Source organism: Lysinibacillus sp. OF-1 (assembly GCF_028356935.1).
GTDB lineage: Bacteria > Bacillota > Bacilli > Bacillales_A > Planococcaceae > Lysinibacillus > Lysinibacillus fusiformis_D.
This window is the reverse complement of the sequence record NZ_CP102798.1, coordinates 2,209,786-2,230,946: the sequence shown is the minus strand read 5'-3', so window position 1 is coordinate 2,230,946 and position 21,161 is coordinate 2,209,786. Positions and strand designations below refer to the sequence as shown.

The 21,161-nt window shown below is 38.8% G+C and carries 21 protein-coding genes and 1 other annotated feature; of the genes, 9 read left to right on the top strand and 12 right to left on the bottom strand.

Annotation, left to right across the window (positions count from 1 at the left end; all coding sequences use genetic code 11):
* Positions 1 to 55 precede the first annotated feature (55 nt).
* Together NV349_RS10825 and argS are read right to left on the bottom strand one after the other, a co-directional pair.
* On the bottom strand, positions 56 to 1,231 hold the full coding sequence (locus tag NV349_RS10825) for an MFS transporter (protein WP_271913401.1): 1,176 nt from the start codon (positions 1,229 to 1,231) through the stop codon (positions 56 to 58).
* Positions 1,232 to 1,382: 151 nt separating this feature from the next.
* A complete protein-coding gene (argS, locus tag NV349_RS10820; RefSeq protein ID WP_271913399.1) occupies positions 1,383 to 3,056 on the bottom strand; it encodes an arginine--tRNA ligase in 1,674 nt (557 codons plus the stop codon).
* 44 nt (positions 3,057 to 3,100) lie between these two features.
* Positions 3,101 to 3,319, bottom strand: a binding site (T-box leader).
* A gap of 113 nt (positions 3,320 to 3,432) precedes the next feature.
* Here argS and NV349_RS10815 point away from each other — a divergent pair.
* Both NV349_RS10815 and NV349_RS10810 read left to right on the top strand, forming a co-directional pair.
* Positions 3,433 to 3,732, top strand: coding sequence for an ArsR/SmtB family transcription factor (locus tag NV349_RS10815; protein ID WP_271913570.1), 300 nt, complete (start codon positions 3,433 to 3,435; stop codon positions 3,730 to 3,732).
* A 122-nt stretch (positions 3,733 to 3,854) separates the two neighbouring features.
* A complete protein-coding gene (locus NV349_RS10810; protein ID WP_271913567.1) occupies positions 3,855 to 5,045 on the top strand; it encodes an MFS transporter in 1,191 nt (396 codons plus the stop codon).
* 166 nt (positions 5,046 to 5,211) lie between these two features.
* Here NV349_RS10810 and NV349_RS10805 read toward each other — a convergent pair whose 3' ends face one another.
* The gene (locus NV349_RS10805; protein ID WP_036125984.1) at positions 5,212 to 7,098 is read right to left on the bottom strand and encodes an FAD-dependent oxidoreductase; all 1,887 of its coding nucleotides are present in this window, start codon (positions 7,096 to 7,098) and stop codon (positions 5,212 to 5,214) included.
* Between the two features lie 630 nt (positions 7,099 to 7,728).
* Here NV349_RS10805 and NV349_RS10800 point away from each other — a divergent pair.
* Entirely contained in the window at positions 7,729 to 9,333 is a 1,605-nt protein-coding gene (locus NV349_RS10800) for an ABC-F family ATP-binding cassette domain-containing protein (RefSeq protein ID WP_036125988.1), read from the top strand.
* A gap of 455 nt (positions 9,334 to 9,788) precedes the next feature.
* Here the strand turns inward: NV349_RS10800 and fabF are convergent, their stop codons facing one another.
* From fabF to NV349_RS10785, 3 genes are all read right to left on the bottom strand, one after another.
* Entirely contained in the window at positions 9,789 to 11,024 is a 1,236-nt protein-coding gene (fabF, locus tag NV349_RS10795; protein ID WP_271913395.1) for a beta-ketoacyl-ACP synthase II, read from the bottom strand.
* A 27-nt stretch (positions 11,025 to 11,051) separates the two neighbouring features.
* Positions 11,052 to 11,609 carry a TetR/AcrR family transcriptional regulator gene (locus tag NV349_RS10790; protein ID WP_058844428.1) on the bottom strand — a complete coding sequence of 186 codons (558 nt, stop codon included), beginning with the start codon at positions 11,607 to 11,609 and terminating at the stop codon, positions 11,052 to 11,054.
* An 81-nt stretch (positions 11,610 to 11,690) separates the two neighbouring features.
* Positions 11,691 to 12,161: a DinB family protein gene (locus NV349_RS10785; RefSeq protein ID WP_058844429.1), complete on the bottom strand. Its 471-nt coding sequence runs from the start codon at positions 12,159 to 12,161 to the stop codon at positions 11,691 to 11,693.
* Positions 12,162 to 12,330: 169 nt separating this feature from the next.
* Between NV349_RS10785 and NV349_RS10780 the strand changes: the two genes are divergently transcribed.
* Complete coding sequence (locus tag NV349_RS10780) at positions 12,331 to 12,957, top strand: hypothetical protein (RefSeq protein WP_089933593.1); 627 nt, start codon at positions 12,331 to 12,333, stop codon at positions 12,955 to 12,957.
* Positions 12,958 to 13,015: 58 nt separating this feature from the next.
* Positions 13,016 to 13,840: a S1 family peptidase gene (locus NV349_RS10775; RefSeq protein ID WP_089933597.1), complete on the top strand. Its 825-nt coding sequence runs from the start codon at positions 13,016 to 13,018 to the stop codon at positions 13,838 to 13,840.
* 52 nt (positions 13,841 to 13,892) lie between these two features.
* Here the strand turns inward: NV349_RS10775 and NV349_RS10770 are convergent, their stop codons facing one another.
* The 4 genes from NV349_RS10770 to NV349_RS10755 all read right to left on the bottom strand — a co-directional run bounded on the left by NV349_RS10770 (position 13,893) and on the right by NV349_RS10755 (position 15,880).
* The gene (locus NV349_RS10770; protein WP_271913390.1) at positions 13,893 to 14,384 is read right to left on the bottom strand and encodes a YkvA family protein; all 492 of its coding nucleotides are present in this window, start codon (positions 14,382 to 14,384) and stop codon (positions 13,893 to 13,895) included.
* A gap of 315 nt (positions 14,385 to 14,699) precedes the next feature.
* Positions 14,700 to 14,954: a hypothetical protein gene (locus NV349_RS10765; protein ID WP_271913387.1), complete on the bottom strand. Its 255-nt coding sequence runs from the start codon at positions 14,952 to 14,954 to the stop codon at positions 14,700 to 14,702.
* 183 nt (positions 14,955 to 15,137) lie between these two features.
* A complete protein-coding gene (locus NV349_RS10760) occupies positions 15,138 to 15,338 on the bottom strand; it encodes a cold-shock protein (RefSeq protein WP_004230088.1) in 201 nt (66 codons plus the stop codon).
* A gap of 221 nt (positions 15,339 to 15,559) precedes the next feature.
* A complete protein-coding gene (locus NV349_RS10755) occupies positions 15,560 to 15,880 on the bottom strand; it encodes a DUF1033 family protein (protein WP_230593917.1) in 321 nt (106 codons plus the stop codon).
* Positions 15,881 to 15,968: 88 nt separating this feature from the next.
* On the opposite strand from NV349_RS10755, the gene NV349_RS10750 reads away from it, so the two are divergent.
* Both NV349_RS10750 and NV349_RS10745 read left to right on the top strand, forming a co-directional pair.
* Positions 15,969 to 17,696, top strand: a complete 1,728-nt coding sequence (locus tag NV349_RS10750; RefSeq protein ID WP_271913369.1) for a methyl-accepting chemotaxis protein — start codon at positions 15,969 to 15,971, stop codon at positions 17,694 to 17,696.
* A gap of 45 nt (positions 17,697 to 17,741) precedes the next feature.
* The gene (locus tag NV349_RS10745) at positions 17,742 to 18,023 is read left to right on the top strand and encodes an acylphosphatase (RefSeq protein WP_036126007.1); all 282 of its coding nucleotides are present in this window, start codon (positions 17,742 to 17,744) and stop codon (positions 18,021 to 18,023) included.
* Positions 18,024 to 18,175: 152 nt separating this feature from the next.
* Here the strand turns inward: NV349_RS10745 and NV349_RS10740 are convergent, their stop codons facing one another.
* The gene (locus NV349_RS10740; RefSeq protein ID WP_271913366.1) at positions 18,176 to 18,697 is read right to left on the bottom strand and encodes a hypothetical protein; all 522 of its coding nucleotides are present in this window, start codon (positions 18,695 to 18,697) and stop codon (positions 18,176 to 18,178) included.
* 107 nt (positions 18,698 to 18,804) lie between these two features.
* Entirely contained in the window at positions 18,805 to 19,014 is a 210-nt protein-coding gene (locus NV349_RS10735) for a hypothetical protein (protein ID WP_271913365.1), read from the bottom strand.
* Positions 19,015 to 19,421: 407 nt separating this feature from the next.
* Here NV349_RS10735 and NV349_RS10730 point away from each other — a divergent pair, with 407 nt between their 5' ends.
* Together NV349_RS10730 and NV349_RS10725 are read left to right on the top strand one after the other, a co-directional pair.
* Positions 19,422 to 20,072 (top strand): 5-bromo-4-chloroindolyl phosphate hydrolysis family protein, encoded by a 651-nt coding sequence (locus NV349_RS10730; protein ID WP_036126015.1) that lies wholly within the window; start codon positions 19,422 to 19,424, stop codon positions 20,070 to 20,072.
* Positions 20,069 to 21,136 carry a toxic anion resistance protein gene (locus NV349_RS10725; RefSeq protein WP_058844434.1) on the top strand — a complete coding sequence of 356 codons (1,068 nt, stop codon included), beginning with the start codon at positions 20,069 to 20,071 and terminating at the stop codon, positions 21,134 to 21,136. Before NV349_RS10730 ends, NV349_RS10725 begins: the two co-directional genes overlap by 4 nt.
* The last annotated feature ends 25 nt before the right edge of the window (positions 21,137 to 21,161 follow it).

The following is a 21,161-nucleotide window of genomic DNA, read 5'->3' as shown; positions in this document are numbered from 1 at the left end:
TAAAAATAATTTTCATTAAAAAAGACATGCGCATTGCTTCACATGTCTTCTTCGATTATTTTTTTCTTAACAGTCTTGTCGATACGATAATGCCCACCATCAACAGTAAAAAGATGCTATAAGTCCATGTATGATTGCCTGTGATATCATAGCAAACCCCGATCATAATGGGAATAATTGCACTCAGCATAAAGCCACCTGATAGCACCATGGATGACCAGCTATTAGCCTCCAGATCATTTTTGGCTTCATCCAGCGGTAACAATAAGCCAATCGGAAATAGACCACTTAGAACAATGCCGATTAATAAAACAGCAAGCCATAAATAGACGCCTGACGTAAGCCATAATAGCGTGAAACCAATTAATCCTACAAAGCCTAGTGCCAGTATCCATACCATTCGACTTGACCATTTTTCCATGAGCATCGGCACTGCAATATTGCCGATCATTTGCACAATAGACATAAACGTCAGCATAGCACTTGCTGTCTCTAGTGATAAGCCTTTATCCTGCAACAGCGGTGTAAGCCACGCCATCATCGAAAAAAACAGCGAGGTTTGTAAGCCAAAGTACAGTAAGATCGCCCAAGCACGTCCAGATGTCCAAGGATTACGAGCATATTCAGTCGTCGTTATCTTTAGAACTTGTTCATTTTGCTGTGATGGTATGGCCCATAACCAAATAACTAGCGTCCCTAATGCAAGTAGAGCCCATATCCCCAGAGCGACGGTCCAGCTATTGCCGAAAATTTGATAAAATGTCACCGTTAAGGCCGCACTTAATGTAGCACCTACGCCAATGCCGAAGGAATAAATGCCAATCACGGTCGTAAAACGCTGTGGAAACTTTTTCTTAATAAAGGCATTTAAAATAGGACCAATCATCGCAATAGCTAAGCCTGCTGCAAAGCTTGTCACAATGAGCAAAGCGTAGCTTTCTTGTAAAAGGCGTAGTCCATTGGCAAAGACGAGAATAGCCACTAAAAATGTTATGGCGGATTTCGTGCCAACCTTTCGCTGAAGCGGTACAGCCAAAGGTGCAAATAAACCCATACAAAAAACGGGGATGGATGTCAGAAAACTCATACTTGTATTGGAGACATGTAAGGATGTCATCAGTACATTATAAAGTGGGCCAATCCCTGTTACTGCAGGTCTCATATTGAGTGCAACAAAAAATATACTGATGACCACTAGTATAAGTGAAAGGGTCCATTGTTTTTTTGCCATTTGTTCAATATCCTCTCTACTGCCACTCAACATTCATTGCTGAAAGAGTTTGTTTATTTATTCCTCTCTCCTTTTACCATGTTTTCGATAGACGGTCAATCTTGGGACAGTTTCTTGAAAATGGCTATTTTTTATCTTGATTCAGTAGATGTCACATATTTTCAGGTAATTCAATGCCCAATAAGGCGAATGATTCTTTTAAGACAATCGCAACACATGAACAAAGTGCTAGACGTGACGCTTGATATTCATCATCCGCTAATATTTTCTGTTGGGCATAATATTTATTCAATAAACGGGCCAATTGTAAGGCATATTTCGCTATTTGGGACGGGTCAGCCTGATCAAAAGACGTAGCTACCACTTTCGGAAACTGCTCCAGTAATAAAACAATTGGCCAAGCCTGCTCTCCTAATGGCTGGAAGGTCATCACTTCAGCTGGGGCGTTTGCTTTTTCTAAAATGGAGCAAAGACGGGCATACGTATACTGTACATAAGGACCTGTTTCACCTTCAAAATTCATCATTTGCTCGATCGAAAATTCAATATCATTGAGGCGATGGTATTTCAAATCATTAAATATAACTGCGCCAACCCCAACTTGCTGGGCTACTCGCTCCTTGTTAGGAAGATGGGGATTTTTCTCTTCGATATTACGCTTCGCCGTCGCAATGGCCTCTGCTAGCACATCTGCTAATAACACCACTTTGCCTTTACGGGTCGACATTTTTTTGCCATCCTTGAGCATCATCCCAAATGGGACGTGCTGTAGATTTTTGGCCCAAGCATAGCCCATTTTTTCGATGACTTGAAAAAGTTGTTTAAAATGGAGGGATTGCTCATTGCCAACAACGTAGAAAATCTTTTCTGGCTGGTAATGCTGTTGGCGATACAGGGCAGCAGCTAAATCGCGTGTCGCATAAAGCGTGGCTCCATCTGTTTTCGTCATTAAGCATGGGGGCATTTCCTCCATCTCCACAACATACGCCCCATCTGATTCCACTAGGAGCCCTTTTTCTTGTAGTTCTGTCACAACAGGCATCATTTTGTCATTGTAAAAGGCTTCTCCTGTAAAAGCATCAAAGTGAATTCCTAGCAACTCGTATATTGATTGAAATTCTACTAATGATACATCTCGGAACCATTGCCATAATGCCAGTGCCTCTGCATCGCCATCCTCCAACGCTTTAAAGGCGGCACGTGCCTGTTCAATCAGTGCTGGGTCTTGCTCTGCCTCTTCATGAAACTGCACATAAATCTTTAATAGCTCCTCAATTGGTGACGCTGTAATGGCTTGCTTATCACCCCAATATTGATAAGCCACAATAAGCTTACCGAACTGTGTACCCCAGTCCCCTAAATGATTGATGCGAATCGCTTGATAACCATTTTTTTCTGCCATATTGGCTAAAGCATTCCCAATGACTGTTGAACGTAAATGCCCCATCGAGAATGGCTTCGCAATATTAGGAGATGAAAAATCTAGGACGACAGCTCCCATCCCCGTTTGATTAGTTCCATATGATTGTTTTGCTTGCATGATGTTGCTTAGCACTTGTTGCGTCACTTTTTGTTGATCTAGAAAAATATTGACATAGCCTCCAACAGCTTGCACACGCTGGATATTGTCATTGTTTAATTGACTTGCTATATCCGCTGCAATAGTTTGTGGTGACTTTTTCCATCTTTTTGCTAAGGTAAAACAAGGAAATGCCACGTCCCCTAGCTCCGAGCTTTTTGGTTTTTCTAATAATGACGCAATATCATCTGCTGTTAATTGATGATTTACTACTTCTGCCATACTTTCAGCGATTTGTTTATTCATCTTGATCCTCCTCCTGTCCAAATAAAAAAGCCCCCGTCTCTAAAATTAGAGACGAGAGCATTATAATCCCGTGGTACCACTCTAGTTGCCATTTAATATGACCACTTTCCATTGTTAACGAGGTGACGCCCCGCTATTCTCTACTACTTGTTCGAGAATCTTCTCCAAAGTGCGCTTCATTCATGGGTTCTGCATTAGGCTCACACCAACCCTAACTCGCTTGCCAGTTGTCCATCAATTACTCTCTTCTTCATCGAATTTTTCTATGATTTTGACATATATTACAGGACTTCCTTATTGGCGTCAACCATTTTTTAAATATAATGTTGGTACTTAGCAATTGACATATCGAGATAATTCGATATATTATTGCGGTATGGAACCAATTGAAATTTTCAAAGCGTTATCAAACGAGACTAGGCTAAACATCTTACAGTGGCTGAAGGAACCTGAGAAACATTTCCCAAAAGTGAGTATCGAAGGAGGCGTATGTGTTGGTGATATTCAGGAGAAAGCTCAAACTTCTCAATCAACCGTTTCTCACTACTTAAATATGATGCAAAAGGCTGGACTTCTCGAATCTTTTCGTCATGGTCAATGGACATATTATAAATTAAAAGAAGAAACGATTCATCAAATTGCCTCGTTTCTTGTATCAGATACCCAAAATGATTAAAATTGGGTTTCTGTTTAAAATGCCATATCGATTATTCACGATAAATAGATACGCTATAGACATTTGCACAATACATCGAAATTTCTCGATATATTGATATAAAGGAGTGATGTTTTTTGATTATGAATAAAGAAAATGCATTTAGCAATAAACATAAAATTTTAGCCTTCACATTAACCTTATTAACGTTTGTCATGGGAACAAGTGAATTTGTTATTGTAGGATTATTAACGGAGGTCTCTACAGATTTAAGTATACCAATTGCCACAGCTGGTTCCTTGATTTCTGGATTTGCTATCGCCTATGCGATTGGTACACCCATCTTAACCGGTTTTGTTAGTAGATTTGCAAAATATCCACTCATGTTAGTATTGATTTCCCTCTTTATACTTGGAAATATTGTAAGTGCCCTCTCTAGTTCCTATGGTATTTTAATAACTTCCAGAGTTGTTACGGCTGTTGTCAGCGGCGTACTTACAGCATTAGCCATGTCCATAGCGAATGATAGTATGCCAAAAGAAAAAAGATCCTCTATCATTGCTTTCATATTTGCGGGCTTTACCATTGCCAACGTCATGGGTGTACCTCTAGGAACAATGGTTGGACAATGGAGTAATTGGCACATGACATTTTGGTTAACGGCAGCTTTAGGCGGGATTGCCTTTATCATCAGCATGTTTGTGCTACCTCGAAATATCAAAGCAACAAAAAGTTCACTATCAGAGCAATTAAGTTTATTTAAGCAACCTAAAATCATTCTAGCATTCTTCATTCCTGTTTTTACGATTGCTGGAACATACACAATCTATACTTTTATTACGCCCATTTTACAACAAAAACTTGGTATTGAAACGAAATACATAGGTATTGTTCTCTTAATCTATGGCTTCTTTTCAATCTTTAGTAATCTTTTAGCTGGCAAGATTGCTCAGCATAACGGTTTAGGTAGATTGCGCTATACGTTCATTATTCAGGCCATTATCTTATTTACTCTGTATTTTACGATGTCCTCTATGTGGTTAGGGCTACTGACTATTATGTTAATGGCTGTCATGCTATATGCTGTTAATGCAACTGTCCAACTCTACTTCATGGATTTAGCTGAAAGATATTCTCCCTCTGCAAAAGACTTTGCATCCTCATTAACCCCTGTTGCTGTTAATGTGGGGATTGCATTAGGTTCTGCAATAGGAGGATTTGTCGTAGCTTCTGGCAGTCTAGACAAACTTTCGTGGGCTGGTGGAATCTTAGCGCTCATAGCCTCAGTGTTAACATTCATGAGCTATAGATTAAATCAAAAGGATCAAATTTAATACTTCCGTTTAACACTATATGTAAAGGTTGCTTGAAACAAAAGGAGATCTCTGACTGAGTGAGGCTGCCCATAGTGGAAATCAACGGCTTTATATTATTGTAAAATAAAAAAACTGTAGGCAAACGCTCAAATTTTTCGAGCTTGTCTACAGTCTGAAACATTCCTCAAGAAGAGGAATGCTTCTTTTCTACATAATGAATGACATCAGCCATGATGGCGTACATCTCTTTTAATTTTAATTTCTTATTGTCTGAAATTTTCTTTGCTACTTTTTCAGTGACAATTCCTTTTTCCTTTAATGTATCCCAGCTAGTCGCATTGGATTCACCAATGAGGACGTCAGCCAAATATTGAGCCATCTCATCACGTTCAATGGCTTCTTCGCCATTATTATAAACTTTATTGATGACAATTTCGAGCTGATCACTCATACCTGCTGCACTTTCTCCACCAGCTCGTAGCATACTCTCTTTTAACATTTTAGCAAACTTTATTTTTGTCGCCTGGCTGTCCACTTTTAAATCATTATCATAACCACCCACCACTAGGCCATAGTTAATGAGTGTTTGAATAGCTTCATCATACCATTTCCCTTGATATGGGTACTCCATAGAAAATGAATCAACATATGCTCCCTGTTTGTCGAGCTGTTTTCTTAACGTAGCAATTAACTGTTTATCCTTGCTCATATCTCTAAAGGTTACATCCTCTTTCATGACTAGTGCAGCCGCAGTCCCAGCCGCTTCACCTGTCACCATCCCTGTCGGAACAATGCGCGCACTACCTGCCGCCAGTGATGAATACCCTGCAGAGCGTCCAACCACCAATAAGCCATCAATGTCCTTCGGTACTAATGAACGGAAAGGAATAGCATACTGCTTTGGCGCTGCAATGACATACCCATAATCATGCGGCGTTTGTGCTTGCACATCGACTGGATAAGAAGCAATCCCAATGCTATCCCATTGGTCACTATTTTTCCACAGGTCAGCCATCGTTAATTGATATTCCGCCCAAATATGTCTCGTTTCTCTTACATAAAGTTCCTCTGGATAGCTAATAATTTCAGCCTTTTCAAACCCTGGAAAATTCGCTTGTAAATATTCTAGAATGTGTAACGTTTCTTTCTTTCCTGCGACAATAGCAGCTTGTTTCGAATTGTCATTTAAGCCATCAATACCAAAAATCTGTAATGCATTAATAAAATATTCATCATCTACACGAGCTAAGTTTAACCCTCTTAATCGTGTACCCTCTTGCAAAGGCTTGTATTCATCATGGAGCTTTGTAAAGCCCCACATCACGGTATGATTCAAATTAGCACCGCCAAACACATCGGATTTAGCCGCTTTTTTTACTTCATCCCAATCGACATTTTTCAAATGCAACATTAATGTCACAGCCATGCGTTTATCTTTTATGCCAATATCTTCTCCTCCCACAAAGAAAGGAACGTTGGACATGGCCGCAAAATCAGCATCCTGCGTGGCATCTATAAATGATTTCCCTGTCACTACATATGTACCGTACTCATTTTTTAATTCCACTGACGTTAATTGTTGTTGATGAACATTCGCTTTCACGACCTCGGTTTGCACCGACAAGGTTAAATTAGGTTCTTCATCGATCAGTTTTTTAAAGGCAGCCTTAGCACCAACAATGCCAAACGCATCTTTCCCTGTCACCAGCTCATGCCATTCCTTAAAAATACCTTCACTAATTGAGTTGTTACGACCATCACGCGGAATATCAAGGAAATTCAACATTCCGTATGTAAATAATCCACCTAACTCTTGTCGTTTTTCTACCAATAAAGTTTTAGCACCATTTCGTGCCGCAGCCACTGCCGCAGCTACTCCCTCAGGTTCACCACCAATAACAATGACATCATACTCTGTCTCTATATTTTTGATTGGCTCTGGCTTTTTATACTCATCCACTAATTTATTGTATGCCATAGAGTTCGTCATTTCTTTTATAAAATAGTAGCTTCCAAACCCAAGTAAAACTACTATTACACAAGTGGCTGTCCATAATAAGCCCTTACCCATAAAGTACCTCCGATAACTAATATTTCCACAAACATGTTTATTTTATCATCATTTCCGCCTCTTGGAAGAGCTGAATGTCCTATTTTCTGTGCATCCATATGAAAGCATGTCTGTAAAGCTAACTAAAACGCCTCATCTACGGAATTCTTTGGTTTGAAAGGATTCACCTAAACTCATGAATGTAATCATTTTTTGAGGATTGGATGTTTTTTGTCCATCTGTTAGACAATGCTAGTTGCGAAAACTAGGATGATTGAAAGGAACGATCGGCTAGCAATCAAATCGGGGATGACGTGCCTACACACCAGTGATGATCAGGACGTTGTTTCCTTGAATGTAAACAATCAGCATTATTTTAGTTGATAGCTTTGTGAAGAAGCAAACAATATCCATGTGGTAAATGATGTCATTTTTCTATTCTTTTGCAAAAACAGTTAATCACACTACAATGTAGACGTCTCATCCTAAAAGAAAGTTACAGCAAGAAAAATTTTAAAAATGTATCTTTATTCAGTTTTTGTTTAACAAAAACTATTGAAAGAACGCCAAACCTTGATTTAATAATGTTTATAGACTATGGAACATATTTCATGCTATACTAGAGCCATTGTGAAAAAAGGAGGAACTTGCATGATTCAAGTTAGTAATGTAGGTCTTCGCTATGGCGATCGTAAACTATTTGAAGACGTAAATATAAAATTCACACCAGGAAATTGCTACGGTTTAATTGGGGCAAATGGTGCTGGTAAATCAACATTTTTAAAAATCCTTTCTGGTGAAATTGAAGCCCAAGAAGGTAACGTATCCATGGGCAAGGACGAACGTTTATCTGTCCTAAAACAAAACCACTTTGAATACGATGAGCATACAGTGCTCGACACAGTTATTATGGGGAATAAACGCCTCTATGACGTAAAAACAGAAAAAGACGCTATCTATGCGAAGGAAGACTTCTCAGATGAAGATGGCATGCGTGCAGCTGAGCTAGAAGGTGAATTTGCCGAGCTAAACGGTTGGGAAGCTGAATCAGAAGCTGCAACATTATTAAACGGTTTAGGTATCTCAGATGATCTTCATTACATGCTAATGGGCGATCTTGAAGGTTCTGACAAAGTCAAAGTTTTACTTGCACAGGCACTATTTGGTCAGCCTGATGTCCTTTTACTCGATGAGCCTACCAACCACCTTGACTTAAAGGCGATTCAATGGTTAGAGGAATTCCTGATTAACTTTGAAAATACAGTCATCGTAGTATCCCATGACCGTCACTTCTTAAACAAAGTATGTACACATATTGCGGATTTGGACTTCTCTAAAATCCAATTATACGTAGGTAACTATGATTTTTGGTATGAATCTTCTCAATTAGCGCAAAAAATGGCGCAAGATCAAAATTCGAAAAAAGAAGAAAAAATTAAAGAATTACAAGCGTTTATCGCACGCTTCTCTGCGAATGCTTCTAAATCAAAACAAGCAACATCTCGTAAAAAAATGCTGGATAAAATTGAGCTCGATGATATTAAGCCATCAAGCCGTAAATATCCATTTATCAACTTCCAAATCGGTCGTGAAATCGGTAATGATGTACTGACAGTAGAAGATTTGACAGCAAGTCATGAAGGCGCAACATTATTCAAAGACATTCGCTTCTCTATGAACAAAGAAGACAAAATCGTTTTACTTGGTAGCCCAATGGCGAAAACAGCCCTTCTTGATATCTTAATGGAAGAAAAAGAAGCAGATGCTGGATCATTTAAATGGGGTGTCACAACATCTCAAAGCTACTTCGAAAACGATCATGACAAGTACTTTGAAGGTTCTGAGAAAACATTAGTGGAATGGCTACGTCAATATTCTCCAGACGATGAAACAGAAAGCTTCCTACGTGGATTCTTAGGACGTATGCTATTCTCTGGTGAAGAAGTGAAAAAATCCCCTGCTGTTCTATCAGGAGGCGAAAAAGTTCGTTGTATGTTATCAAAAATGATGCTTGCGACAGCAAACGTGATTTTACTTGATGAACCAACGAACCACCTTGACCTTGAATCCATTCAAGCACTGAACGAAGGCTTAATTCGTTTCAAAGGTGCCATGATTTTCACATCACATGACCATCAGTTTATCCAAACAATCGCCAACCGTGTCATCGAAATCCGTGAAGACGGCTCAATTTTAGATAAACAATTAACATATGATGAATTCTTAGAGTGGAAAGACAGCCAAGGCTTAAGCTAATTTCCACCAAAAATCCTCTACCAGCATTAGGTAGAGGATTTTTTTGTGTAGCGGATGCTGTCATAATTTATAGAATGCTATTAAGATACAAAAGATGATTTAGGAGGGGCAAAATTGCAATTATTTCGGATGTCCACGGAAATAAAACAGCATTAGAGGCAGTGGTAAAGGACATTTGATTAAGAAAGATTGAAAGAATTTTTTGTCTAGATGATAATAACTAGTTTTGATCGAAACCTTGAAAAGCCCTGATACAACCACTCCCCCACGACATAGAGATTTGCTTGTCCTGCTGATAATTCTCTACCTTTTCCAATTACCATAATATAGCTTTTGATTGATTTATTTATTATAAGAAAGGCTTATTGAAACGATTTCTTAGGAGGGGCAAAAATAAAAGAATGGTAAGAAGCTGGATGCTCCTACCATTCTTTTCATCCACGATTACTCGATTTTTATTCCTCCACCTTTTTAAACGCTAGTACGGCATTATGACCTCCAAAGCCAAAACCATTGGATAACGCAATATTGACAGGTTGTTGCAGTGCCTTGTTCGGCACATAGTTTAAATCACACTCTGGATCTGGTGTTTCGTAATTAATGGTTGGCGGAATGATGCCTTCCATTATACTTTTCAATGTAACAATGGCTTCGATGCCCCCAGCCGCTCCAAAGAGATGCCCTGTCATCGATTTTGTAGAGCTCACCTTTAAGTGATAGGCATGTTCGCCAAAGACACTTTTAATTGCCTTTGTTTCGGATTTATCGCCCTCTGGTGTACTAGTACCATGCGCATTAATGTAATCGACAGTCGATACATCTATATCGCCCATTTTTAAGGCTAATTTCATCGCATTGGCAGCGCCCGTATAATCAGGTGCTGTAATGTGGTAAGCATCTGTTGTGACACCATAGCCTACAATCTCACCAAGAATCGTTGCGCCCCTTTGTTTGGCATGTTCATATTCCTCTAAGAATACGATGCCAGCTCCTTCTGACATGACAAAGCCATCTCGCTCACTGTCGAAGGGACGGCTTGCTTTTGCTGGCTCATCATTTCTGGTAGACATTGCTTTCATTCGTGAGAAACCTGCAAAGCTAAGTGGATTGATGGGCGCCTCTGCTCCACCTGCTAAAATGCCATCCGCATAGCCATGTCGTATAGCTAAGAAGGCTTCTCCAATCGCTTGGTTTCCTGTTGCACAGGCTGAGACAGGTGAAAAGCTTGGCCCTTTAAAGCCTGTTTGTATCGCTAGTATTCCCGCGGCCATATTGCTAATCATCATTGGCACCATGAATGGGGACACCCTTCTAGGCCCATTATCGAGCATTGCCTGATGATTCTCTAAAATCGTCTCAATACCACCAATGCCTGAGCCAACATAAACACCTAGACGCTCCTTATCGATCTGCTCCATATTTAAATTGGCTTGCTCTAAAGCTTGTTGAGAAGCGGCAACTGCATATTGCACAAATAAATCATACTTACTGATTTCTTTTTTATCCATATACTGTGTTGCGTCAAAATCCGTAATCGTCCCTGCAATTTGCGTATTAATACCGCTGAATTGCTCTCCTTGAATTTTTTGAATTCCTGATTTCCCAGTTTTTATATTCTCCCATAGGGCTGAAACTGTATTCCCTAATGGAGATATAACACCATATCCAGTCACAACGACTCTTCGTACCATGCACATCTCTCCTTCTTATTTAGAAAATTATTTTAATAACGCCTTTAATTGCTCCAGCATTTTTACAAAAAACGCTTCTCCTAAAACGCGTTTATATTGTAACGCACCCTTTGTACTAGAAATAAGCAATATGGCTAGAGACTCTAAATCATCCGTCGCTTGGAGTGCACCCTGTTGTTTGGCTTCCTTCAATAGGGCTATAAAAACATCGATTTCCATTTGACTAAGCTGTTGTAGCTTGTCTTGCATCCGTTGTGGTAATTCTTGATAATCTGCCTGTAAAGCTGAAATAGGACAAACACCCTCTTTTTCTAGGCATTTTACTCGTTGCAAAATAAAAGCAAAAGGTTTTTCCTCCACTGGTATAGCGGAATCTTGAATCGTTTTATACGTCCCTTCTAGCCCTTGTTGAATCCTTTCGCAAACCGCAACCCCTAAGTCTCCTTTCTTTTCAAAATGATAATGAATACTTGCCTTCGTAACGCCAAGCTCTTTAGCTAAATGGTCATAACTAAATGATGTGAAACCTTTTTCCTGAATATGCTTCAATGATAATTCTATAATTTGCGTTTTTCTATTTGTCATGGTTTTATACTAACTTACTAGTAGGTAAGTGTCAATTTTTAGAAATACAGCAGATAAATGATTTATCTGCCGCTTGAATAATTATTGCATTTCTTTTGTTGGTCCCATCACACCAGGTACTGGTAAACCAGCTTGACGTAGCAGAACCGTCATTTGTCCACGATGATGTGTTTGATGGTCGATCAATACACGTAATAAAGCCCCTTTTGGCATTGGCGCTGTAAAGCCATTGACTACCTCTAGTAAATCTTCGTTAGAAAGCTTTGCCACTTCCTCTTTAATACCGTTGGCAATATTTTCATAGGCTGTCACAATGTCAGCAGCTGTCGTTGGTACGGGATCTTCTTGTCGAATCGTTGGCACCTTTAAGCCTGCCAGATAACTAAAATAGCCTGCAGCCCCAACTAAATGCCAGCCTAGCCAGCCAAGTGTACTGTGGCCCTCCACAATATTTTGATTTAGCTTATCATCTGTTAGAGCCTGTAATACTTGCAGTGTTCCTTTAGATGCATTCGACCATTCCTGTAAAAAATCATCAATTTGTCTATACATATCTTTGCCCCCCACTCTTCAACTTCATTTCTATCATAGTTAATTTTCCCATGGGAGACAAGTTTCTGTTTATAGTTTACATAATATAATTATTTATATTAACCTCATATCACTCGTATAACGTCTCGCATTCACGTATAATGAAAGAAAATAGCGAAGGAGTATGCCTATGAGACACTTTGTCCTAGTATTTTCTCTTGCATTTTTACTCACTGGTTGTAATGAAGAAGGAAAAGTAGAGCCCACGCCAACTGCGGAGGACAAACAGCCTGTTGAGCAGAAACAAACATCGCTTCTCTCCTATTTTCCAGCTGATGGGTCTACGGCCTATTTTCAAGGAGAAGGAAATGAGTTTGCTAGCTTCACACTGCGTACAACCTATCTCGATCCACAGCATATTGCACAAATAGAGGATAATGGTGGTGTGACTCTCTTAAAAATCTATCGCATAACGGATACAAATATTGATCTTGTCTATCGGGAACCAGTTGACAGCAATCCAAGTTTGCCAAGTGCAGCAGAGGCAGCTTCTTATCCTGTACTGGAAACAATTCTTCAAAAGCCATTACAAGTTGGGACAAGTTTTCAAGGCTGGACCATTCAATCAACGACCGCCACTGTTGATACAGGAACAAACATTTATCAAGATGTGATCCAGCTAACCCGCTCTAAAGATCAAATGACGACGACCAAATATTTTGTGAAAGATATAGGCCTAATTCGCATAGAGGATACGATGGAGACAGATCAAGATGAACCATTTGTTGTAACATCCACCTTGCAAAAAATAGAATAGTTTGATGATAACAGGCGTCCAGCTTGGGCACCTGTTATTTTAGCTTAGGGGGTCTTATATGAGTGACATACATAATGCAACATCCAAGCAAGAAGAATTGACGGAAGAAGAATTCATTGAGCTCGTACTCGAAGAACAACAAAAAGCATTAGCACGAGAACGAGAAGAACGGCTTCATGGAAAAAAGCCCAAAAAACAAAAACCTCTTGTGCGTTGGATGGTGTGGGGCATGGCAATGGTCCTATTTTTCAATACATTCGCCTTAGTTTTTCAAATTTATTCCATTCCAGCGATTGAATTCATCAAAGTTTCAACCCGACTCTCGGCACAAGAGGATATACAAACCTATAAAAAGGCAGTCGTTGAAATCTCGACTGGCTCTAGCAAAGGCACTGGTTTTGCCATTTCTCCTGACGGGCTTATTGTCACCAATGCCCACGTAGTAGAAGATGCCACTTCATTATCTGTTGTATTTCCAGACGAGGGATTGATGGAGGCAACGTTAATCGAAAGTTATCCAGCAGTAGATTTAGCTCTAGTACAAGTGGAGGCCGAGCAACTCCCCTATCTCCCACTAGCAGAAGATCCACCTTTTTCTGCGGATGAACATATTTATTTTATTGGTAACCCTCTCGCCTTTACAGGTATTGCGAATGAAGGGACACTACTAGAATCCATTCAATTAGAGGATTGGCAGGAGCCCGTTATGATGCTGAAAGCCCCGGTTTATCGGGGGAATAGTGGTAGCCCTGTAATCGACCAACAGGGGAAGGTCATTGGCATTATCTTTGCGACGATGAAACATGAGCCGATTGGTCGTGTCGGCCTGTTCGTACCCGTTCAACAGCTCCATCATTTATTAGAAGCGCAACATAAAAAATGAACCTGTGGTAAGCAGGTTCATTTTTTGGGGGAATAGAGTTTACATAATATTATTATTTATCCTTACTTTCTTGCTTCACAAACTGAGCGATTGGTGATTTCACAGGGATCTTACTGACTACCTCATCACTCACTTCTGCAACTTTTTGTAGCACATGTAACAGCTTATCGTCCCCTGTCCAATGCTTTTCCACTACTTCCGGCCCCAATTTATTAATGATCGTATTGATCACAAAAGTCGCCAGCACCACATCATCTAAGTAGCCACCAAAGCCTAATAATCCCTCTGGCATCAGATCAATCGGCAGCACAAAATACGCAATAGAAGCCCCTATTAAAGCTCGACTTTTCTTATCTACACCCGCATCGGTTACTGTTTTAATTAATAAATGAAATAAATCAGGCACAAACATTAAATAAGGCGTAAATTTATTCTTTTTCCCCTTCTTCGATCCAAGAAAAGCTACTAATTTCATACGCAACTTCTGATAAAAATCTTGCTGCTCCTGTTCCTCAGGCAATTTTTCTACATTCTGCAAATCCATCTACCTCCTTCATTATTACAAACAATCTAGAATTTTTTCCATGGTATTCGCTACTATTAAGTGCAGTCTTTTCTCTACTTAGCACGGTTGCCCTTCAATTTTGCAGGCTATCCTTCGCTTTGTGTGGTCTATCCGCTACTTTCATAAAGCTATCCTTCGCTTTACGCAGTCTATCCGCTACTTTTGCTATTCTATCCACCGCTTTGCTCAGTTGCCCTCCAATTTTGCGAGCTATCCTTTACTTTGAAGATTCTATCCACTACTTTCATAAAGCTATCCTTCGCTTTACGCAGTCTATCCGCTACTTTTGCTATCCTATCCACCGCTTTGCTCAGTTGCACTCCAATTTTGCGGGCTATCCTTCATTTTACAGATTCTATCCACTACTTTCATAAAGCTATCCTTCGCTTTACGCAGTCTATCCGCTACTTTTGCTATTCTATCCACCGCTTTGCTCGGATGCTCTCCATTTTTGCAGCTATCCTTCGCTTTGCTCATTCTATCCACTACTTTCATAAAGCTATCCTTCGCTTTACGCAGTCTATCCGCTACTTTTGCTATCCTATCCACCGCTTTGCTCAGATGCTCTCCAATTTTGCGGGCTATCCTTCACTTTGCTCATTCTATCCACTACTCTATATATAACCTAAATAATGATTTGTAATCCCTTAAACTTTTAAATGCTACAAAAAAAGACACCCTATTTGCATAGGATGTCTGGGTTTAACGAAAGTATTTTTTAATTACTGAGAATTAAAGTTTAGTTACGTTAGCAGCTTGTGGTCCGCGGTTGCCATCTACAACTTCGAATTCCACTTTTTGACCTTCGTCAAGTGTTTTGAAACCTTCGCCTTGGATAGCTGAGAAGTGTACGAATACGTCGTTTTCACCTTCAACTTCGATGAATCCAAAACCTTTTTCTGAGTTAAACCATTTTACTGTACCTTGTTTCATTTAAGAAAACCTCCAAAAAATAAAAGTGAACAATATGTAATTTCTTCAAGGAATGAAAAAAATTCACATATTACAAAGAGTACCGAACTAACGCGATCACTTTTTGTAATATGTGAATTCATGTTTCCGGTGAAGCAATTAAATTGTTAACCTAAGTATAACCGCCATTCATAATTTTGTCAAATAAAGAAATTGTTTTTTTACTTTATTTCAAAATCTTTTTACAACTCTCCGATTTTACAAGCAATAATGCCATGATAAACTTGTGCATCGTCATCACAAGCCTCACAATAGAAGCTTTCGTCATCAGACCAAAAAGCCCAATACTGCCCTTCTTTCGTCATTTCATTGTCATAAGAGGAACGAAAGTGTGCTAATTTTTGCTGTAATGCACTTTCAAAAAGCTCCTTCGTTTCAAATGTATCTTGTGTTTGAATAAAAGCTTCCCAGCCTTCAAATTTCCACCAAGGCTCGTAGTCCGCTTTCATGTAAATAATTGTATACATATTTGCCCATTCCTTGCTGTCATTAGATAATTTCATTTTAGCAAACACATCTGAAATGTCTATTAAAACCACCTGAATTATGCTATTATTACCTTATTATACATACTTTTTGGGAGGAATTTTTATGTTTTCAAGTATTCGACCTAAAGCAGAGTTAGAAGAGCTTCTAAAACGTGGTACGGATTTGCATGCAACAGGCCGATTCCATCAAACACTGGCATTCAACCATTTTCATTCACAGGATGAGGAGCATTTGAGGACACTCTATCAAAAGCTAAAAGATATTACCCCCTCCATGAATGCCATTTTTCATCATTATTTAAGCGAGATATCCCCTACCTCTCAATTAACCATTAGTGAAGAAAATATCAATCAATACTTAACACAATTTTTCTTAGCAACACGTGATGATAATTATGTAGACGAAACTGTCAAATTTTTCAATCTATTTCGCAAGCATCAATATGAGCCTGGTAAACTAATTGTCGTATTTAATCAATTCGCATTCTATATTACGACATATATTTTACACAATTTTGGTATCAAGCCGAATAAGGCATTTCAATTTATGAAATCATTCCAATCCGCTGTCAATGTCGATCAAGAATTATTAGTGGAAGTCTTGACGGAACGCATTATTGAAAATGTAGTGGGCGAAGTATCCTCTTTAATGGATGTTAATGCCAAAATTATGTACATGAAAGATTTGATCTTTAGCTTAGATAAACAAAATGAGGAAATTCAATCCTCCACTGCTGCAACAGAACAGATTGCCGCTTCTATTAATGAGGTAGCGCGTATGTCTTCTCATATATCTGAGAAAACGACTGAATCTGTTGACCATGCAACGCAAGGGAAAAATGCGATTGAGCATGCCTTATCAGAAATTTTTAAAACGGAAGAAACGTTTACTTCTATCGTAGAATCATTTTCAGAATTGCAAAAGCGGGTAAATGATATTGAGCAGGTTGTCACGTTAATCAACCAAATTGCAGATCAGACGAATTTACTTGCTCTCAATGCCTCCATCGAAGCCGCACGTGCAGGTGAACATGGAAAAGGCTTTGCGGTCGTAGCACAAGAAGTACGAAAGCTAGCTGAAAACACGGTCTCTGCTCTAAGCGAAGTATCTGCGAATGTTCATCATTTAAAGAGTTATTCCAATGATGTGTCTCATTCCATTACAGAAACGACAGCCATCATTAAAGAAGCTACTGTCGAGGCAAAAGATTCATTACCATTATTAAATGCCATTGTGCATGCGATTGAAGGCATTAATTTAGATGTTACAAATACAGCAGCCATTTCACAACAACAAGCAGCTGCAATTGATGAAGTCTCTGCGAGAATGATTGAAATTTCAAGTTTGCAGGAAGATATTCGTGATTATAGCCATAATACATCCAGTGACATTCATTTATTAGGGAAAGAAATTAACCGTTTCCGTAATGATATTATTGCCAACAATAATGTGCAGCTTTCATCTATTGCTCTTTTACAATTATCGAAGGCTGATCATATTTTATGGAAATGGCGCATTTATAATATGTTCCTTGGCCTAGAAAAAGTGGAACCAAGCGATGTTTCTTCTCATCGAGATTGCCGACTTGGCAAATGGTACACAGCGCCACGGACAGTAGAACGTTTCGGCCATTTACAGGACTATCATGAGTTGGATGGCTATCATTTACGTGTCCATGAATCAGCGAAGCTTGCTGCAGAAGCCCATAAAGCTGGCCATATCGAGCAAGCCGATGTCCATTTAAAGGAAGTAGATGAGGCATCTAAGCATGTTCTTTATTATATTAATAACTTAATTGCTTATTTAGAAAAAGAACGTGTCATGCAATAAACGGAGAGGCTCATCCCTCTCCCCCATTAGCTAGGAGGTATTCCCTTGAACAAACGAGCAAGTATCAAATTTTTTGGTGATGTTTACGGCACAGGCTACCGTTTTTTCATCAAACAAAAAGCTATTGAATTAGGGTTAAAAGGCTACTGCCGATTGAATGACGCAGAGCAAATTGAAGTGGAAGTAGAAGGCTCTGAAAAAGCGCTTAATGAATTCCTCCTTTTTGTCCAAAAAGGCGTCAGCCCTCAAGCTGATTCCAATTCATTTTCATTAGAATTGTACGATGAGTTAAAAGGATACGTACGTATGGAGTCAGACATTGTTTAGTCTGGCTCTTTTTTTTGTACTGTTATACGGGACGTCAAAAAGAGTAAAGAAAGCATTCCCTTTTCGCCATACATTGATATGAAACATTCCCCAAAACTAGGAACATCTTTTCATTTGAGCGTTATTTAATGTTCGTAATAGTCAACAACATACTAATCATATATTCCCCATTCAAATAAAAAATAATGACTATCAGATTTTCCAAATATATAATCATATGTATGTCCCTTTTTTATTTGAATAATTTCGACATTATTCAATCTAGTTAAAAGTTCTTTTACAATGGCCTCTTGAGCATTAAGGTATGCTAACTCATTTTTAAATCTACTGATAAAATCATCTTTGTTCACTAACTCCATATAACTGTATTTTTTGGGGTAATACTCATTAATCCAGCCCATTTCTAACGCCGTTATCCATTGTTCATCTGAAGGGTCTGGGTCATCATTAACTTCCCACTCCTCTCCATCAAACAATTCCTTTTTAAAGATCGCTGAAAATGCCTCTTGAATAGTATCAAATTGACTTTTTTCTGCAAATATTACATCGACTTGCATAACATAGTTATCTCTAAATTCATATACATCAAATGATAAATTCGATAACCTTACATTAGCAATTTGTCTCGCAAATAAATTGTGATCATCAAGCAACTCTTGAATATCTTTCTTCATCAAATAATCTCCATACCTTTCTTCCTACTTCTATTAAATTAATACTACACCGCATTATTGTAAGAACTATAAAAGGCAACAAAAAGCCACGTTCAGACTTCTGACGATTATTTAATTTTTATTTTTTGAATCGTCGCAACATAGATAGATGCTTCATTGATTTTCACATATTGATTTTTGGATTCCTTCAAATATCCCTCTTTGCATAAATACGCTTTTAGCTTTGATTTTTTCTCAAAGATCTTTTCTATCACCTTTTGCTCCCATACTTGTTCATCTATATTTTTAGTAATCGACATCATATAAATTTTTGTCATGCTCTTTCCCCCTTTAACTATTTTACGAATTTATTTGGGTAAAGTTTCAATTAAAAAAAGACGTGCCCTTGAGCTAAGACCTATCATTTTGTTCCCATTCATAATGTTTTTGGGGTTGGGTCATCCTATTTATGAATGGATGCTACTGTTTTAGTTAACGCTTGAATGGTTATTAGTACTGATATGGGGAGATGACCGTTGAATCGCTCATGCCAATGCCACAATCGTTCATTAGGAGGACAAAATCGACGCATTTGGAGAAACAATTCACTTATTCTATGTATTATCATTGAGAAAGTTAACAAATAGCAGTAAAATTTATGTAAGGGATCATTTTTCAATGAAACTTTATGTCGATTATTTCGTATAAGAAGATAGACATATTGAAAAGCAAGGAGGATGAAACAATGCTTAGTGTCGGACAGTTTTTTTCTAGACATTCTGCCAGCTTTCTTATTTCGCTTACGACCGTTTCTATCGCAGCAATTGCGGCAAATCCTGGATTCTTCCTTGGTGGTTTACTGTTTGCGGGTTCCTATGCGACGAGTACAGCGTTGCTGAAACATAGACAAAAAAAGAAAGTCATGCAAATAGCAGGTATTACAAAAGAAGAATTCAAGCATATTGAAACACAATTATCAGCAGCTAATAAGCATATTCAAACATTAAGTCAAAACTATTTACGCGTACGTTCTGTATCTGCGTTTAAACAATTACTTGAAATGACGCGTATTTCTAAAAATATCGTCAAAATTGTGAAGACAGACCCACGAAAATTTTATAATGTAGAGCCCTTTTTCTATGCACACTTACCTTCTGCTGTGGAATTAACGGATAAGTATACAATGCTTTCGAAGCAGCCTGTGAAGGATAAAGAAATTCAATTAACATTATCAAAAACACGTGAAACGCTAACTGATTTAAATGATACGATTCAAATTGATTTAAAGGACGCGCTTGCTAATGATATTGATACCCTACAAATGGAGATTGAATTTGCAAATCGTTCCAATCTTAGACGTAGAGAACAATTGGATTGGCGAGGGGACGATAAATGACAGCAAATGAACACGCATTTCAACTGAATACCATACCAGGGCTTTCTCCACTGGTCCAATCCTATTTAGAAACAACTCCACAAAATGAGGCGATGGCGACTTATGAAACGCTATCGCCTCTTGCACAAAGTCGTGCCTTACTTTATGCTAGTCAAATTGATTTGACAGATTTTGAATCATTGCTGTCCCTTGGGCAAGATTCACAGCGAGCTCTGTCTCAATTTGCTGATCGCATGCTTGCGCAAGTGAAGCAAAAGGACGTCTCAAAAATCGGTCAAATGCTTGATTCCTTAATGCACACGTTAGATCGAATAGACCCGACGGCTTTAGAACCAAAGAAACAAACCTTTTTCAAAAAAATCTTTGGAAAAACAGAGCCGACTGTGAAGCAAACATTAACAGAATTTGAGCGTATTAGTATTCAGGTGGAACGTATTGGCGTTCAGCTAGAGCGTGCACAGCTTCAGTTGATCAAGGATGTCGAAAACTTAGAAGCGCTTTATGCTCATAATCGTGGATTTTTTGAGGAGCTGGCTACTGCTATTGCAGCAGGTCAAATGAAAAAACAGCAAGCCATTGAGGTTGAGTTACCCACACAAATAACGAGTGTTCAAGCAACGAAACAACCGCTTGCTATTCAGCAGCTCAATGACTTTGCCGCACAAATTGAAAGGTTGGATCAACGTATTTATGATTTACAAGTATCACAGCAAGTAGCGCTGCAAACGGCTCCTCAAATACGCATGATTCAACAGGCGAATCAAACGTTAGCGGAAAAAATTGAATTTTCGATTGTCACTTTGATTCCTCTTTGGAAAAATCAGCTGGCGATGATGCTTTCTATGCATATGGATCATCACTATGCACAGCTAGAAGAACGATTAGCTCAGGCACATGATCGCTTCTCTAGTCCATCGTTTGAACAACAGGTTTCGAAATTTAAAGAAACGCAGCGAGAACTGCAAACCGCGATTAAAGATGTGTTTGCCCTGCATACAGCAACTGAACAAGAAAAACAACAGCTACAAGATGTGGCAGGTGCCAGAGGCTATCAGCGCGATTAACAAAAAAGGGGTGGCTCAGCATATA